A 16,645-nucleotide genomic window follows, 5' to 3' on the forward strand; every position below is an offset into this window, starting at 1 on the left:
CTCAACGGCCAAGGGTTTGAATAGGCATTGGTCGCCTGTCGAGATCGTACTTATTGCCGAACCACTCAACAAAGTGAGATGGCGTTTCTTTCGATTTCCAATGACGAATCAAATATGGCTCGTCAAAGCCGACATCTTCTATGGTGACGCAATAGATCTCGTTTAGTCTATGTGCAACAGTTTCACGCCAAGTGATATATGCCTTGTTTGCTGCTGTCATTGCCCGACCCCAGACCTGTTTCCACGAGAATGGCCCGACAGTCTAGACGATGCAAGGCCATGCGCGGCAAAGATCAAGTCTGACTCTTTGTAGCCAACACCTCCTCCGCCGCCCTCTCCCCGCTGTCCCGCGCCCCATGCGCGGTGGAGAAAAAGTTCGGCGAGGTCGCTTCCCCCGCAAAGAACAGCCGGCCATCGACCGGCGCGGCCAGCACCGCGCGCTTTCCGGCGTGACCCGGCAGCGCGTGCGAATAGCCACCGCGGGCGAAGGGGTCGTGGCCCCAGCGCGATTCGGCGAGCGGCGTTAGCTTGCGGCGGAAATCCGAGCCCAATAGAGCCACGATCTCGTCGATCGCTTCCGCCGCCAGCGCGCCGTCGCCGGCGTTTTCCAGTTCGCGCGCAAAGCTGCCGCCGAAGAAACCTTCGATGCAGGGCTGCCCGAACGGGCGCAGATGGAAGCTGCCCATCGCGGTGCGCATGGTGGCGCCACGCAAATTGCCATCCTTCGGCAGTGCGTCCGATTCGGACAACGCGAGCATCACCTTGTTGTCCAGACCCAGCGGCAGGCCGCGCGCGGCGTCGACTTTTTCATGCAGCGCGGGGTGGAAACGGATCGCCTCATCGGCGATCAGATTGGTCGGCACGGTGACGATGGCCTTGGCGGCTGAAAGCGTGCCACGCGAGGTCTCGATCCGCAGACGTTTTCCGGAATGATCGATCAGCGTCACTTGCGTGTTCAGCGCAAGCGGACAGGACGCGCCATAGGCCGCCATCAGCGCGCCATAGCCGCGCCGCACCCGCCAGTTGATCTCGCTGTCCTCATAGGCCTCCATGTCGAGTATCGAGATACGGTCGAGCTCCGCGCCGTTCACATAGGTCGAGATCGCGTGGATCATCGGGTTCCAGCGATTGCCGGGCTCGAGACAGGTGCTCGCGGCGCTGTCGTGGCCGCTTTTGGCGGCCCGCTCGGCGCGATCGTAGAAGGCGTCGATCGCCCGAATGAAGTCGAGGCGTTCCTGGAGCGGGAAACCGGTATCGAAACTCTGTTCGCGCCACGGCGGACGCGTCTTGTCGATCTCGAAGTTCAGCCGTTCGGCGATGGGCACGAACGAATTTCGGTCGGCCGAATGCAGCCAGCCGCAGCCGAGATCGAAGGTGATGCCGGGCGCGGCCATGATGGTGTGGCCACGGCCGCCGACGCGGTCGCGCGCTTCCAGCACGATGGTCGAGAGGCCGGAATCCTTCAGCGCATGCGCCGCCCCGAGGCCGGCGGCGCCGGCGCCGACGATGGCGATGTCGATGGAGGAGGGGAGGGAGGACATGAGATCGTTAGCGTTGTCGTCATGCCCGGCCTTGTGCCGGGCATCCACGTCTTTCTTTCCCAGTATCCAAGACGTGGATGGCCGGGACAAGCCCGGCCATGACGGTATCTTGGTTCAACTGTGCGGGAGGGCTTACGCCACCGCCTGCTTGGACTTTTCCGCGCGCTTGCGGTCGTTGGCGTCGAGGAATTTCTTGCGCAGCCGGATTGATTTCGGGGTGACCTCGACCAGCTCGTCGTCCTCGATATAGGCGAGCGCCTTTTCCAGGGTCATCCTGATCGGCGGCGTCAGCCGTACCGCTTCGTCCTTCGAGGTGGTGCGGATGTTGGTGAGCTGCTTGCCCTTGAGCACGTTGATCTCGAGATCGTTGTCGCGGGTGTGCTCGCCGACGATCATGCCCTTGTAGACCTTCCAGCCCGGCTCGATCATCATCGGGCCGCGGTCTTCCAGCTTGAACATCGCATAGGCCACCGCCTCGCCCTGGTCGTTGGAGATCAAGACGCCGTTGCGGCGGCCCTGGATCTCGCCCTTGTAGGGCGCGTAATTGTGGAACAGGCGGTTCATGACCGCGGTGCCGCGGGTATCGGTGAGCAACTCGCCCTGATAGCCGATCAGGCCTCGCGTGGGCGCGTAAAACACCAGCCGCAGCCGGTGGCCGCCGGAGGGGCGCATCTCGATCATCTCGGCCTTGCGTTCGCTCATCTTCTGCACGACCACGCCGGAATGCTCCTCGTCGACGTCGATCACGACCTCCTCGATCGGCTCCTGCCAATCGCCTGATGCTTCGTCCTTCTTCAAGACGACGCGCGGGCGCGACACCGAGAGCTCAAAGCCTTCGCGGCGCATGGTCTCGATCAGGATGCCGAGCTGCAACTCGCCGCGGCCGGCGACTTCCATCGCATCGCTGTCATCGGATTCGCGAACCCCCAGCGCCACATTGCCTTCGGCTTCGCGCAGCAATCGGTCGCGGATCATGCGGCCGGTGACCTTGGTGCCTTCGGTGCCGGCCAGCGGGGAATCGTTGACGCGAAACGTCATCGCCAGCGTCGGCGGATCGATCGGCTGCGCCTGGATCGGCAATTCCACCGAGGGATCGCAGATGGTGTGAGCGACGGTGGCGTTCGGCAGGCCGGCCAGCGCCACGATGTCGCCGGCTTCCGCCTCTTCCACGGCGGTGCGTTCAATGCCGCGGAACGCCAGCACCTTGGTGATGCGGCCGGTCTCGATCAGCTTGCCGTCATGATCGAGTACCTTGACGCTCTGGTTCGGCTTGACCGATCCCGAACTGATGCGTCCGGTGATGATGCGGCCGAGATAGGGATTGGCTTCCAGGATGGTGCCGAGCAGGCGGAACGGGCCTTCCTCGACCACCGGAGGCTTGACATGGCTGAGGATCAGATCGAACAGCGGCTGCATGCCGTCGTCGTGCGAACCCTCGAGCGACGTCGCCATCCAGCCCTGCTTGGCGGAGCCGTAGAGAATCGGGAAATCGAGCTGCTCCTCGCTGGCGTCGAGCGCCGCGAACAGGTCGAACACTTCGTTGATGACCTCGACGGGGCGCGCGTCGGAGCGGTCGACCTTGTTGATGACGACGATGGGCTTCAGCCCCATCCGCAGCGCCTTCGACACCACGAATTTGGTTTGCGGCAGCGGACCCTCGGCGGCGTCGACCAGCACCAGCGCGCCGTCCACCATGTTGAGGATGCGCTCGACCTCGCCGCCGAAATCGGCATGGCCCGGGGTGTCGACAATGTTGATGCGGGTGTCTTTCCACTGCACCGACGCCGCCTTGGCCAGAATGGTGATGCCGCGCTCGCGCTCCAGGTCGTTGGAATCCATGGCGCGCTCAACCTGGCGCTGGTTGTCGCGGTAGACGCCGGATTGCTGCAGCAGGCGATCCACCAGCGTGGTCTTGCCGTGGTCGACGTGGGCGATGATGGCGACGTTGCGAAGTTTCATAGCTCTTCTTCTGGGTCGGACAATGGCTGGAGCGCGATCTCACGGGAAAACCGGGACCCACTTTTCCGGATCACGCTCAAAACCTGGAATTCGAAAGGGCGCCATAGCGCCCCAAAAAGGAAGCCCGGCCAAAAGGACCGGGCACACCCTACTCGTTGCGCTGCAATATAGTCAGAAATCGCCGAAAAACAATGCGTTGTTTGCGGTTTGGTTAGCCGAATTTCGCGTCAAACCGTCCTTCTTCAGGGGCCATGGGCCTCTTCGGTCGGATAAACCCCGCGCAGCACTTCCTCGAAGTGATTTTTCACGGATTCGTTGCAAAGGCAGGCGCGCAGCTTCAGCGCCTCGGGGTTGAGGACCAGGATCGAGCCGCGGCGGGTTTCCAAAACTCCCTCCGCCTTGAAGGTCTGGATCACCCGGCTGGTATAGCTGCGGCCGACGCCCAATAGCGTCGCCAACTGCTCATGGGTCAGCGGCACCACATCCTCGCCTTCGGTGCGCTCCATCGCCGAGATGATCCATTTCGCCGTGCGCTGCTCGATCGAATGAATCGCATTGCAGGCGGTCGCCTGGAACATCTGCGCCAGCATGCAGTCGGCATAGCGCGCGAACACATTGCGTAGCGTTGCTGACTTCGTCTTGGCCGCATCGAGCTTTCCGATCGGCAGGTGCACGAACGGGCCGCCGAACTTGACCACGATGCGGGTATAGGCCGGCAGATATCCCTGGCTGACAATTCCGCCGACGGCGCCTTCGCGGCCGACCAGGATGGTCTCGACGTCGCGGCCGTCCTCATTGGCAACCAGATAGGTCGCGAGCGCCGGGCCGCAGGGAAAGTGCACGATCTCGACGTCGTCGCCGGGATTGTAGAGCAGGTCGCCGGGCTGCGCCTCTTCGTGCCCGAGGTGCGGCGCTATCAGCGCAAAGTCGCCCGGGCTCAGCCGCCGCAACAGATTGTTGTAGGGCCGGTCGGCGCCATCCGGGTTCTCGCTTATGACCATTCAGGTTCTCTCGCAGTTTCCACAATAACAGCATCTGCCGGATTGCTATGTGCACAAGTGCACAGACAAACGAAACCGCGATGTGATGGTTTCATCCTTGGAACCGGCCGATACGCTTTTCGCGCAAACGGCAGACAGGTTCGAGCTTGGTTCGGATTTCGGCCTTGGGAAGTCTTGTCAAAGAGATCATGGAACCCGCCTCCTTCGACCGCATGCCCGAGGACGTGCTGATCGTCGAAGACGATCCGATCATTGCGCTTGATTTCGAGGACACGATTCTCGGCTTCGGGGTGAAGACGATCCGGACTGCGGGAAGCGTGGCCAAGGCGCTCGACATGATCGCCGAGCGCGCGCCGGATTTCGCGCTGCTTGACGTCGGGCTGGTGCGGGAAAAGAGCTTTGCGATCGCAGAAAGGCTGGCAGCGCTCAAAATTCCGTTTGTCTTCGTCACCGGCTATGGCGCCGACGTCAGGCTTCCCGCCGCATTCGCGGACAGGCCGAGGCTGCCAAAACCCTATTCGACCGACGCGCTGCGCGCCTTGCTGAGCAAGTCCGGCGGCGCCAGACGTTGATACTGAGAGCGCCCCACCGCGCGATCGCGCACCCGCGCCATCGGCGTGACGGCAGGATTGCGGCAATTGCGGCTTACAAGGTGCCGGTGGCCCGGAACTGCGCGCCCGCCCGTTGCAGGCTTTGCGGCATGCTCGCCAGCACCGCCTTGCGGTCGGCGACCGCGTTGTGGAATTGATCGAGCACGATATTGAAGGCGGTCAATGCGCCTTCCTCGATCGCGCCATTGTCGAAGCACTGCAGCGTATCGCGCATGATATTGTCCGCCTCGGCCTGCATCTGGTCGAGTTCCTCGGTTGAATCGCTGCGGCGCGCGGTTGCGAGCATGTCGAGCAGTCGTTCGCGCAGATGCGTGTTGTTGTTGCGCTGGTCCTTCTTCAGGTAACCCGCGAACCACGCACCCGCCGAGCCCATCGCCGACAGCGCCATCAGGCTCCACCAGATGTAATCGCTGTAGCGGTCAAGGAAGGTCTTTTCCTCGCCGTCGACAAAGGCCGCAGCGCCCGGATGCACCGGAATGGCGGCATCCTTGTCGGTATCCGGGGTCTCGATTTTCGCAGCCAGCGGGAATTCCGCCATCAGCTGCTGCCGGATCGCAAACAATTGCCGGGTGAAGGCGGCAACCGTGGTCTCCGAGAGGCCCTTCCGCGCGACGATGTGGTGCGAGAAGCTGATGGTCTTGACCTCGTCGTCGGGCCGGTCGGGCGAGCCGCCGAAGGCGCCGGCCGGAATTTCGGAGGCTTCATACATCGGATGGTTCTGCGCGATCGCCTCCGCCGTATCGATGCCGAGGAAGGTCGGCGTGCCGCCGTCGCGCATCGATGCGTTGATCGCATCCGTGGTGATCTTGCTGTTGACGGGACCCGCGGCGAGATAGGCATCCGCCTTCTGGTTCCTGATGGCATCCACCGCCTCGGAGGCCGGGAACTGGACGATCTCGACCTTGGCGGGATCAACGCCATATTGTTGCAGGATCACCTTCAGCAAATTGACGTTGGCCGGTGTGCGGCCGACGACGCCGATCTTGCGCCCGGCGAGTTGCGATATCTTCGTGATCTTCGGTCCGGATTTCTTGCCCTTGCCCTTCGCTGGCGGCGGCACCCACAGCACCGCGACGTTCTTGCGCAGCGTCGCCACGGCCTGGGCGTTCTTCGGCACGTCGAGATCGCCGCGGATGATGGCAAGATCGACGCTGCCGTTTTCAAGCGCCTTGGCGCTCTCGGTCGCGCCGTCGGTCTGGATCGGGCGCAAGCGGACATAGCCGTGTTTCTGGGCAAAGGCCTGGGTCAACGCCTGGACCACCTTGAGGTCATCGCTGTTGGCCGGCCCAACCGCGATCCGCAGGGTCACCGGCCGCATCGCAAAATAATAGGCGCCCGCGACGGCGCCTATGATGGCGAGGATGCCGGCCAGTATGACGAACATCGTCTGCTGCCTGGGCGAGCGCGCCGACGCTGGCGCCGGCTGTGCCGGCGCTCCGGCCGGCTCAAAGCCGCCGGTCATCGATCTGGCAAATAATCGTTTGAGGTCCAATTTCATATTGCCAAGGCGGTTAGAGCAATATTGTAGCAAATTTCCTGCCAGCGCGGAGTTACATCTCCGTCATGGTTACCGGCGGCCATGGCTCCCTCTGGGTCATGGCGCGATGCCGCCGGCTGGTTCGGTGCTAGGGTGGGGTGGAACAGGAGGTTGACATGGTGGAGCGGCTGACGGCGGAAGCGCGAAAATCGGCGCTTAAGGGGTTGCATGGCTGGGTCGAGACGCCCGGCCGCGAGGCCATCGCGCGGACCTTCGTTTTCAAGGATTTCAACGAGGCCTTCGGATTCATGGCGCGGGCCGCGCTGGTGGCCGAAAAGAATGACCATCACCCGGAATGGCGCAACGTTTACAAGACGGTGGAGGTCGTGCTCGCGACCCACGATGCCGGCGGCGTCACCCTGCGCGACATCGAGCTTGCGAAGGCGATGAACGCCATCGCGGGCCAGCTCGGGGTTTCCTGATCCAGGAGAAGCTTTTACCTCTCCCGCTTGCGGGGGAGCATAGGCCGCCGTCGGCGGCCGTCCTTAGAGCAGAACGCCGAAGCGGAGCTTCGCCTATGGCGCTCGGCAGAGCGCGGCGGGTGGGGGAATGCAACGGACACCGTCCCAGCGGAGACACCCCCACCATAGCCGATGCTTCGCATCGGCGTCCTTCTCTCAAAAACGGCGCCCGTAGGGCGCCTATGCCCTCCCCCGCGAAGAGCGGGAGAGGGAGATGTCGCTCAATCTTGAAGCGGCGGTAGCACGTCCCCATCTCGAGCCACGTCTGCCGCGACGATTCACCGCGCGGGTCCCAAGGGGCTTATGATGGCGACCGAACATACCGTCGGATTTGAGCCGGCCGACCGGCTGGCGGAAGATCCCGAAAACCTGCGCCGGCGCTTCTGGATCAAGCTGAAGCGGGTGATCGCAAAAATTCCCTTCGCCGAGGATTTGCTCGCCGCCTATTACTGTGCCTTCGACAAGCAGACGCCGCGCCACGTCCAGGCGGCGCTGCTCGGGGCCATCGCCTATTTCATCCTGCCGTTCGATTTCATCCCGGACATGTTGCCGGTGCTCGGCTACACCGACGATGCCGCCGTGCTCGCTACCGCGATCCGACTGGTCTCGAGCCACATCACGGCGGATCATCGCGACGCCGCCCGCGCCGCGCTGAAGCGAGGGCTTGCGCCGGAGGATTGAGCGCCGTCGGCAGCTCGACCGCTACTTCTGCTTCTGCGCCGGCGCTGCCTGGGCGCGCGCGTTCTGCTCGGCTTCCCAGGCCTGGAACTGCTTGAACAGCGCTTCCTTGTCGGCATTGGCCGGCAGCTTTCCGGCCGCCGCGTTGCTCTTGAGGAATTCGTCGAACCTGACCTTCGCAACCGGTTCGATGCCGTGGCTGTCCAGCCATTGCTTGGCGGCCGGGAAGCGCTGCCAGTCCGGCAGTTGCGCCGACAACGAGACCTCCTTCCATTTCGGATGGAAGGGCGGGTTCTGGAAGGCGGGAAATTTCGTGAAGAAATTGTCCACGAACAGCGCGACCTTGCGGTAACGGTCCGTATTGGGTGCCCAGTTATAGGCGGCGAGCACCGCCGGCACCGCGATGGTGTCGACCTTCTGTTCGTCGTTCGAGATCAAATTGGGATAGTCGGCGGCGGTCAGCGTCGCCGGCAGATAGTCGCCCTGCAGCGGCTTGTCGTAGTCGACGGTGACGAGGTGAAAGCGATCGTCCTTGAAGCTGGAGACGGACTTGTACGGCTTGCCGCCGACCACGATCACGGCGTCGATTTCGCCTTTTTTCAGCTTCTCCATCGCGATGCGCTGCTCGATATAGACGACGTTCGGCTTCAGCCCGAGCCGCTCGAACACGGTCAGCGCCGTGACGAAGGTGCCGCCGTTGGGAAGGTCGACGCTGATGGTCTTGCCGTTGAGTTCCTTCAGATTATGCACCGACCTCGAGGCAATGACGTGCATCTCTTCGTTGTAGAGCTTGGTGACATAGGTGAATTGCTTCTTGATGTCCTTGGCAAAACCCTTTCGCTCCAGATAGTCGAGCGTGTCGGCGCGCACGATGCCGAGATCGACGCCCTGCAGGAACAGGATGTCGGCGACGCTCTGCACCGAGCCGCGCCCGACGATCGGCAGTACGCGCAACTTGTTGCCGTCGTCGAGCACGGAGGCGAGGTCGGCGCCGAATTGCACATAGGTGCCGCCGATGGTGCCGGATATCAGCGTCACCGTGTTGGCGTTGAGCGCCTGTTTGGTGGCGGTGGATCCGAACTGGAAGATCGCCTTGAGGCTGTCGCTGACCTTGGCCGGATCGAATTCCGTCTCCTCGGCCACGGCCGCGAAGCCAAGCGCCATCATCATGGCGAAAATCGCCATCCCGATTAATCGTCGCATTGAAGTCCCCTGCTTTTTGAAAATCAGTTCTGCATTTGCGCCAGTCGTTGTTGCGCATCCGGTGAACCGAACCGGGCTGCCTTCTGGTACCAGTCGCGCGCCATCGCCGGATCGGGCGTGATGCTCCGCATGTCCTGCGTCCCGAGCACGGCGGGGTCGTAGGTCTGCGCCAGCAATAGCGCGGCGCTGGGCTCCTGCGCGTCGGCCGCACGTTCCAGCAACAGCCGTGCCGCCGCGATGTCACCGATCTCGATCAGGCTCTTGGCCCGCTTGAGCAGGGTTGCAAGTTCGTCGGGATCGATCCGCCGTGCCGGCGCGGCCACCGGTTGCGGCGGCACGATGGGCGCCTGCACGGCTTCGGCCTGGTTCTGATGAGCGGTCTTGAGCGCGAGCGCGATATCGTCGCGTGTCGGCATGACCCTTACGGACGGTGCCGTGTCCCGATCGGTGGCTTGCGCGACCACCGGCATCGGTCGATTGTTGCTCACCAGCCGCACCGCTGGTATCGGCTGCGCCGGCTGGGTTGCGGCCGACTGATCCGCCGACGATCCGATCAGCGAAGCCTTGGCATTGGCGAACAGCGACAGCGGATTTTCCACCGATATGGCGGCAAAGGCGATCGCTGCCGCCGACGCCACGAAAATGCCGGCCTTCAGAATGCGCGGCAAAACCGGATGGTTGCCGTCCCCGCCGCTGCCAAAGCCCCGCGGCCGATATTCTTCCTCGTCATGGCTGGAGAGAAACAGCGGCATCGGATCCTCGGTAAGATATTCATCTTCCGTCGCCATCGATGGCGCCGATCCGTAAGCCATGTATTGGGCGCCATCGGCGCCTTCGTCATACTCGTCGAGTATTTGTTCGTCGTATGGTGTGAGCCTGATTTTACGCGCCATGGGTGATGCCTCCACGCTACTACGCAACATCAGGGCATCCCGGCATCCACTTCTTCTTATTCTTGTCGGCCAAGCGCCCCGCTACCGAGGCCTTAAAACGCATTTCGAATCGGACCAAAAAGCGACGATCACCGGCACGATTTGGGAGATATCTTGATTTCATTGCGGCGTGACGTACGCTGCCCACAGGCATTTCGTCGCAATAGGGGGAGAAATATGGGGAAATATGATGAGCGCTAACGCAAGAGTTGCACGCAATTTGATTTTAATTGCAGGCCTGATGTTTTCGACGCAGGCGACGGCGCAGACGGCGGTCGCCAAATTCCACATCCATTTTTCCGGCACCGTGGATTGCCAGCAGCCGGTTCAGGCCAACAACATTCCGATCAGCGGTGACGGCACCGGCGCGATCTTCACCGACGGCGGCGCCTATGCCGACGTCACCGAAACCGCCTTCATCTTCTCCAGCACGATTCACTTCGATGGAAGGCTCGGCGCGCGGCCGACGGCGGCGCCCGGCGGCAGCGCGCAGGTCCGCGTCGCCGGCCGCAACGGTCTCAAGCTGATTTGGAATCTGCCGAACAACGCGCTGGTGGTGAACATCGCCACCCACGGGCAATCCTGCTCGGCGAGTTTTGGCGCCAATCTGTTTCCCGGAAAGCGGCAATACACGCTGTTCGACGGCTCGACCATCCACTACTGCGGCCGGCCGCGGGTCGAACAGACCTCGTGCCAGGTGCAGTAGGGCGCGCGACGCGTCGGGAACGCTCAGGCCGGGACCGTCATTGCCGGGCTTGACCCCGGCAATCCATCCGCTTCGAAAAGATCTTGCGAAGATTGATGGATGCGCGGGTCACCCGTCTACGCCAACCGCCTTCGTCCGAAGGCGGACTTCGGCGCTCAAGAGGCTTCGCCGGGTCTTCGGTATTTGTCCGCCGAAGCTTCAGCGAAGGCGGAAGCCCGCGCATGACGTTCAGAGTTCGGCCCATCACGGATGCAGGATCACCTTGCCCATCGCCTTGCGGCCCGCCAGCACCTTCAGCGCATCGGCGGTTTGCGCCAGCGGAAAGGTGCGGTCGACATGCGAGGAGATCTTGCCCTCCGCCGTCCACTTCACCAGCTTTTCCAGGTTGGCGCGGTTCTTCTCCGGATTGAGCCGCGCCCAATGGCCCCAGAACACGCCGCGGATGTCGCAGCCTTTCAGGAGCGCGAGGTTGAGCGGCATCTTCGGAATGTCGCCGGCGGCGAATCCGATCACGAGAAAACGGCCCTCCCATGCGATCGAGCGCAGCGAGGCTTCGGCATAGCTGCCGCCGACGGGATCGAAGATGATGTCGACGCCCTTGCCGCCGGTGAGCTTACGCAGGCCTTCCTTCAAATCATCCCTGGCGTAGTTCAGACCGAGTTCGGCGCCGTGCTGCCTGGCGAATTCGAGTTTTTCGTCCGACGAGGCGCAGGCGATCACCTTCAGGCCCATCAGCTTGCCGAGTTCGCAGGCCGCCAGCCCCGTGCCGCCGGCCGCCCCCAGCACCGCCATGGTCTCGCCCGGCTTGAGGCTCGCGCGGTCTTCCAGCGCATGCAGCGCGGTGCCGTAGATGATGATGATTCCGGCGGCGCGGTCGAAATCCAGATTGTCGGGAATCCTCACGATCGAATTCGCCGGCAGCGCGATCTTCTCGCGCGCGCCGTTGTGCCCGCAGGAGGCCACCACGCGGTCGCCGACCTTGAGGTCGGTGACGCCAGCACCGACGCTCTCGATCACGCCGGCGACCTCGGCGGCTGGCGAAAACGGAAATGGCGGCTTGATCTGGTACTTGCCCTGGATCATCAGCAGGTCGAAGAAATTCAGCGCCGCGGATTTGATCGCGATCACGGCCTCATTGGCCGCGGGCACCGGATCGGGCACTTCGCTCAGCACGAGATCGTCGGGACCGCAATATTGCGAGCAGAGAATGGCTTTCATGGACACACCTGGTTTTCGGCCGCACAGTCGGGGCTGGCAAGCTTCTTGCCGGATTTGAGGCCGGGCGACAATCGGATTCGACACCAACGCACCACCGCCGTCATTGCGAGCGCAGCGAAGCAATCCAGCTTTCCGGATTGCGGAGCGATGGATTGCTTCGCTACGCTCGCGATGACGGTGGTAAATGAGGAATCGAACGATGTTTGAAAAGAACCTGCTTGAGGGAAAGCGCATCCTGGTCACCGGCGGCGGCTCCGGGCTTGGGGCGGCGATGGGACGCCGCTTCGTCGAGCTCGGCGCCGAACTGATCATCTGCGGCCGCAGGCTCGAATTGCTGGAGGCAACCGCGGCGCGGATGCGCGCCGACCTCGGCGGCAACGTCAGCGCGCTCCGGTGCGATATTCGCGACGGCGCCAGCGTGGACGCCATGCTGGAGGCGATCTGGCAACACGCCCCGCTCGATGTTCTCGTCAACAATGCCGCGGCGACCTTCATCGCGCAGAGCGAGCAGATGTCGTTTCGCGCCGCGGACGCGATCCTTGCGCCGACCCTGCACGGCACGATGTATTGCACGCTCGGCTCGGGCCAGCGCTGGATCGAGGGCAAGCACAAGGGCGTGGTCCTGAGCATCCTCTCGACCTCGACCATCACCGGCCGCGCCTTCACGGTGCCCTCGGCAATGGCGAAATCCGCCATTCTCGCGATGACCAGGAGCCTTGCGGTGGAGTGGGGGCCGAAGGGCGTTCGCACGGTGGCGATCGCGCCCGGCGCGTTTCCGACCCCGGGTGCTTCCGGCCAGCTTCGTCCCGAAGGCCGCGACGAAAACTGGGCATCGAGAAATCCGCTCGGCCGCGTCGGCGAACATCGCGAACTCGCCGATCTCGCCAGTTATCTCATCTCCGACGGCGCGGGCTTCATCAACGGCGAGATGGTGGTGCAGGATGGCGGCGCGCATTTGCGCAGTTCGGGTGCGGAGGATCTGCTGCAATGGACCGATGCGCAGTGGGAGAGCCAGCGGGCGGCGCGGTCGAAGGGCTCTTGATGAAATGAGCTGGACGCCCCGGTTTGCAGGCTTCCGCAACGGTCTTTCCAAAAGAGTATTTCCCCGCTACCCCGTGTGACGCTACGGTGTCGGAGCCATCATCCAGTCACAATAATGAGGGAACCAGATTCGGTCATGTCCGTGCGGCGAAATCTGACAGCTCTGGGGCTAAGCGTGCTGATGTGCGGGGCATCGGGCCTTGCGCATGCGCAGAGCGCGCCGCCGAAAGCCTCAAAGGCTGCGGCCAAGCCTGCGGTGGCCAAACCGGAAACCAAGCCTGCCGCCGCCGTGACGGGCGATGCCGAACCCACGCTGATTGGCCAGTTCGGCACCTGGGGCGCCTATACCGCGACGCCGAACGGCAAGAAGGTGTGCTTCGCGCTGGCAAAGCCCGCGTCGTCGAAAACCAATCCGCCCAACCGTCCGCGCGATCCGGCCTATGCCTTCGTCTCCACCCGTCCGGCGGAGAAGGTCACCAACGAAGTCTCGATCATGATCGGCTACACGCTGAAGCCCGGCTCGGAATCGACACTGGAGGTCGGCGGCGCCAGTTACGCGATGTATACCCAGGGCGACGGCCTCTGGATCAAGAACGCCGCCGAGGAAGAGCGGATGGTCGAAGCGATGCGCAAATCCGCCGACGTCACCGTCAAGGGCGTCTCCGCCAAGGGCACCGAGACCACGGACACCTTTTCGCTGAAGGGCCTCGCTCAGGCGCTCGACCGGCTGGCGCAGGATTGCCGGCGCTAGGCGGTTTTTGAGCTCAAATCGACGTTGTTTGGGAACCCCGGAAAGCCTATCTAAGACCGTCGTAGGGTGGGCAAAGGCGCGTCGCGCCGTGCCCACCATCGACATTCGTGGTGGGCCCGCTTCGCTTTGCCCACCCTACGTTTCAACCACTTACTCCGCGTGTGATTGATGACGCTTGCATTCACTTCGGCGCCCCTGGAAAAGATCGCGCTCGAGACCTACGTGCCGCCGGCGAAACCTTCGCTGGTCGGGCTGTCGCGCGCCGAAATCGCGGAGCGGCTGGGCGAAATCGGCGTTCAACCTTCGCAGCGCAAGATGCGCACGCAGCAGCTCTGGCACTGGATCTACGTCCGGGGCGCGGAAAACTTCGACGAGATGACCAGCATTTCCAAGGAAATGCGCGGCGAGCTCGAGGCGCATTTTACCGTCGCGCGCCCCGAGGTGGTCGCCGAGCAAATCTCCAATGACGGCACCCGCAAATGGCTGTTGCGGCTGCCGAGCGGCGATGATGTCGAAAAGGCGCATGAGGTGGAATGCGTCTATATCCCCGAGACCGATCGCGGCACGCTGTGCGTTTCCTCGCAGGTCGGCTGCACGCTGAATTGCTCGTTCTGTCACACCGGCACCCAGCGGCTGGTGCGCAACCTCACGTCAGGCGAGATCGTCGGCCAGGTCATGGTGGCGCGCGACCGCCTCAACGACTGGGCCGACCGCGAGACGCCGACCGGCAGCCGCCTCGTCACCAATGTGGTGATGATGGGCATGGGCGAGCCCCTGTACAATTTCGATGCGGTGCGCGACGCGCTGCTGATCGTGGCGGACAATGAAGGCATCGGCATCTCCCGCCGCCGCATCACGCTGTCGACCTCGGGCGTGGTGCCGAACATCATCCGCACCGGCGAGGAGATCGGCGTGATGCTGGCGATCTCGCTGCATGCGGTGCGCGACGAATTGCGCAACGAACTGGTGCCGCTGAACCGCAAATATCCGATTGCCGAATTGCTGCAGGCGTGCCGCGACTACCCCGGCGCCTCCAATGCGCGGCGCATTACCTTCGAGTATGTGATGCTCAAGGACGTCAACGATTCGCTCGACGACGCCAGGCTGCTGGTGAAGATGCTGAAGGGGATTCCCGCCAAGATCAACCTGATTCCGTTCAATCCGTGGCCGGGCACGCGCTACGAATGCTCGGACTGGGACAGAATCGAAAAATTCTCCGAATACATCTTCAACGCCGGCTACTCCTCGCCGGTGCGCACCCCGCGCGGCCGCGACATCCTCGCTGCCTGCGGCCAGTTGAAGTCGGAGACCGAGAAATTGTCGGTGCGCGAGCGCCAGGCGCTGCGCGCCATGGCGATGACGGATTGAGGCACAAATAGACGTCGTCATGGCCGGGCTTGTCCCGGCCATCCACGTCTTCGGTGTCTCGACAAAGTAAGACGTGGATGCCCGGGACGGGCCCGGGCATGACGGTTGAGAGAGTTTCGGCTCGCGTTGTTGGATTTGTTAACATGGCACTGATCGGCCGCCTGTTCGTGATCCTGTTCGCCTTTTTCGCCGCTTGCCTGGTGGCGGGGATGATCGTGATCGTCGCGGTGCTGTTTCCGGAACTGAGCGATCTCGGCGCCGGCCCGGTGGATCAGGGCGCGCTCAACATCGTGCTCGGTTTCGGCTTCATCTTCATCTCCGGCTTTGCGTTGCTGCCGGCGATGCTGGTGGCCTTGATCACCGAAGCGTTCTATATCAGGGGCGCGCTGACCTATGCGATCGGCGGCGGCCTGATCGGTCTTGCCTGCTATCTCGGCCTGGTGCCGTTCGATCCCGATACGCTGCGCTTCGAGGGCATCGTCCGGCGGCATCTCGAAATCATGACCGGCGCCGGCATTGTTGCCGGCATGGTTTACTGGATGATCGCCGGCCGCAATGCCGGCGCCTGGCGCGAGCCGCCGCGCCAGCTGAGGCCGCCGCCTCCGCTGCCCTCGCAAACACCCGCGCCGCCGGCGCATTCTCCGCCGCCGCAATCACCGCCGTCATCCTGAGGTGCGAGCCTCTTCGGCGAGCCTCGAAGGATGACGAAGGGCCGGTGCCTGCTGCTCATCCTTCGAGGCTCGCAAGTGCTCGCACCTCAGGATGACGACTGCCCTTTTCATCCCCAATCGCCTCGGCTAAACCCCGCGCCATGAACCGGACTGGACTTTTCATCGCGCTCGGCCTCGCGCTCGTGGTTGGGCTATTGTTCGGGATTTTCCCCGAACTCGACCTCAAGCTCGCCGGCCTGTTCTACGACGCTACGACGCACTCGTTTCCCCTGAAACTCAATGCGCTGGCCGCGATTGCGCGCGACGGTGCGATGTGGATCGCCTGGGCGCTGGCGGCGCCGGCGCTGATCGCGCTGGTGGTGAAACTGATCCGGCCGGACCGGCCGCTGTTGATCTCCGGGCGTGCGATCGTCTTCCTGCTCGCCACCTTGCTCCTTTCGGCGGGCGTTCTCACCAATCTCACCTTCAAGAGCTATTGGGGCCGGCCGCGCCCGGTGGTGGTGAGGCAGTTCAACGGGCCGGATCAATTCGTGGCATGGTGGGATCCGCGCGGCGCCTGCGCGCGCAATTGCTCGTTCTTCTCCGGCGAAGGCGCCACCGCGTTCTGGACCTACGCGCCCGCGGCGCTGACGCCGCCGGCGTGGCGGCCGCTGGCGTTTGCGGCGGCGACTTTGTTCGGCGTCGTCACCAGCGTGCTGCGAATGGCGTTCGGCGGGCACTTCTTCACCGACGTGGCGGCCGCGGGCCTGGTGACGTTTTTGGTGATCTGGCTGGCCTATGGCTATATCTATCGCTGGCCGCAGACGCGCCTCACCGACGAGGGCATCGATGCCGCGCTGACGAAACTGGCCTGGCCGGGCTATCGCTTCTTCCAGCGCTGGTGCGGCCGCGATGTGGGGCCAAAGCCGTCCCCGTGAGCGGCATCATTACGCCAGCCATTACTAAACGCGTGCCCAAGCCTGCGAAA

At 63.3% G+C, this 16,645-nt stretch carries 17 protein-coding genes; 9 read left to right on the forward strand and 8 right to left on the reverse strand.

The genetic code is table 11. The features are described from left to right. Position 1: 1 nt before the first annotated feature. The 4 genes from VK804_RS18735 to VK804_RS18750 form a co-directional block, all read right to left on the reverse strand. Positions 2-220, reverse strand: coding sequence for a hypothetical protein (locus VK804_RS18735; RefSeq protein WP_325372949.1), 219 nt, complete (start codon positions 218-220; stop codon positions 2-4). Positions 221-293: 73 nt separating this feature from the next. Continuing rightward, positions 294-1,541 (reverse strand): NAD(P)/FAD-dependent oxidoreductase, encoded by a 1,248-nt coding sequence (locus VK804_RS18740; protein WP_325373006.1) that lies wholly within the window; start codon positions 1,539-1,541, stop codon positions 294-296. 132 nt (positions 1,542-1,673) lie between these two features. Further along, positions 1,674-3,500: a translational GTPase TypA gene (typA, locus tag VK804_RS18745; RefSeq protein ID WP_325372951.1), complete on the reverse strand. Its 1,827-nt coding sequence runs from the start codon at positions 3,498-3,500 to the stop codon at positions 1,674-1,676. A gap of 242 nt (positions 3,501-3,742) precedes the next feature. After that, positions 3,743-4,501, reverse strand: a complete 759-nt coding sequence (locus VK804_RS18750) for a Crp/Fnr family transcriptional regulator (protein WP_325372953.1) — start codon at positions 4,499-4,501, stop codon at positions 3,743-3,745. Positions 4,502-4,689: 188 nt separating this feature from the next. On the opposite strand from VK804_RS18750, the gene VK804_RS18755 reads away from it, so the two are divergent. Next, positions 4,690-5,073 (forward strand): response regulator, encoded by a 384-nt coding sequence (locus tag VK804_RS18755; RefSeq protein WP_325373008.1) that lies wholly within the window; start codon positions 4,690-4,692, stop codon positions 5,071-5,073. A gap of 73 nt (positions 5,074-5,146) precedes the next feature. Here the strand turns inward: VK804_RS18755 and VK804_RS18760 are convergent, their stop codons facing one another. Continuing rightward, positions 5,147-6,496, reverse strand: coding sequence for a TAXI family TRAP transporter solute-binding subunit (locus tag VK804_RS18760; RefSeq protein WP_325372955.1), 1,350 nt, complete (start codon positions 6,494-6,496; stop codon positions 5,147-5,149). A gap of 269 nt (positions 6,497-6,765) precedes the next feature. Between VK804_RS18760 and VK804_RS18765 the strand changes: the two genes are divergently transcribed. Continuing rightward, positions 6,766-7,071 carry a 4a-hydroxytetrahydrobiopterin dehydratase gene (locus tag VK804_RS18765; protein ID WP_325372957.1) on the forward strand — a complete coding sequence of 102 codons (306 nt, stop codon included), beginning with the start codon at positions 6,766-6,768 and terminating at the stop codon, positions 7,069-7,071. Between the two features lie 345 nt (positions 7,072-7,416). Further along, positions 7,417-7,791 (forward strand): YkvA family protein, encoded by a 375-nt coding sequence (locus tag VK804_RS18770; RefSeq protein WP_325372959.1) that lies wholly within the window; start codon positions 7,417-7,419, stop codon positions 7,789-7,791. A gap of 21 nt (positions 7,792-7,812) precedes the next feature. Here the strand turns inward: VK804_RS18770 and VK804_RS18775 are convergent, their stop codons facing one another. Further along, a complete protein-coding gene (locus VK804_RS18775) occupies positions 7,813-8,991 on the reverse strand; it encodes a TAXI family TRAP transporter solute-binding subunit (RefSeq protein ID WP_325372961.1) in 1,179 nt (392 codons plus the stop codon). Between the two features lie 23 nt (positions 8,992-9,014). Then, positions 9,015-9,884 carry a hypothetical protein gene (locus tag VK804_RS18780; RefSeq protein WP_325372963.1) on the reverse strand — a complete coding sequence of 290 codons (870 nt, stop codon included), beginning with the start codon at positions 9,882-9,884 and terminating at the stop codon, positions 9,015-9,017. A gap of 280 nt (positions 9,885-10,164) precedes the next feature. Between VK804_RS18780 and VK804_RS18785 the strand changes: the two genes are divergently transcribed. After that, the gene (locus tag VK804_RS18785; protein WP_325372965.1) at positions 10,165-10,629 is read left to right on the forward strand and encodes a hypothetical protein; all 465 of its coding nucleotides are present in this window, start codon (positions 10,165-10,167) and stop codon (positions 10,627-10,629) included. Between the two features lie 243 nt (positions 10,630-10,872). Here the strand turns inward: VK804_RS18785 and VK804_RS18790 are convergent, their stop codons facing one another. Further along, the gene (locus VK804_RS18790) at positions 10,873-11,847 is read right to left on the reverse strand and encodes an NADPH:quinone oxidoreductase family protein (RefSeq protein WP_325372967.1); all 975 of its coding nucleotides are present in this window, start codon (positions 11,845-11,847) and stop codon (positions 10,873-10,875) included. Positions 11,848-12,046: 199 nt separating this feature from the next. On the opposite strand from VK804_RS18790, the gene VK804_RS18795 reads away from it, so the two are divergent. The 5 genes from VK804_RS18795 to VK804_RS18815 all read left to right on the forward strand — a co-directional run bounded on the left by VK804_RS18795 (position 12,047) and on the right by VK804_RS18815 (position 16,595). After that, the gene (locus tag VK804_RS18795) at positions 12,047-12,889 is read left to right on the forward strand and encodes an SDR family oxidoreductase (protein WP_325372969.1); all 843 of its coding nucleotides are present in this window, start codon (positions 12,047-12,049) and stop codon (positions 12,887-12,889) included. 180 nt (positions 12,890-13,069) lie between these two features. Further along, entirely contained in the window at positions 13,070-13,639 is a 570-nt protein-coding gene (locus VK804_RS18800; RefSeq protein ID WP_325373010.1) for an invasion associated locus B family protein, read from the forward strand. Between the two features lie 168 nt (positions 13,640-13,807). Next, the gene (gene rlmN / locus VK804_RS18805) at positions 13,808-15,007 is read left to right on the forward strand and encodes a 23S rRNA (adenine(2503)-C(2))-methyltransferase RlmN (RefSeq protein ID WP_325372971.1); all 1,200 of its coding nucleotides are present in this window, start codon (positions 13,808-13,810) and stop codon (positions 15,005-15,007) included. Between the two features lie 143 nt (positions 15,008-15,150). Further along, positions 15,151-15,678, forward strand: a complete 528-nt coding sequence (locus tag VK804_RS18810) for a hypothetical protein (protein WP_325372973.1) — start codon at positions 15,151-15,153, stop codon at positions 15,676-15,678. 140 nt (positions 15,679-15,818) lie between these two features. Beyond that, a complete protein-coding gene (locus VK804_RS18815) occupies positions 15,819-16,595 on the forward strand; it encodes a phosphatase PAP2 family protein (protein WP_325372975.1) in 777 nt (258 codons plus the stop codon). Positions 16,596-16,645: the final 50 nt, after the last annotated feature.

The sequence above is a fragment of the Bradyrhizobium sp. genome (assembly GCF_035484855.1).
GTDB lineage: Bacteria > Pseudomonadota > Alphaproteobacteria > Rhizobiales > Xanthobacteraceae > Bradyrhizobium.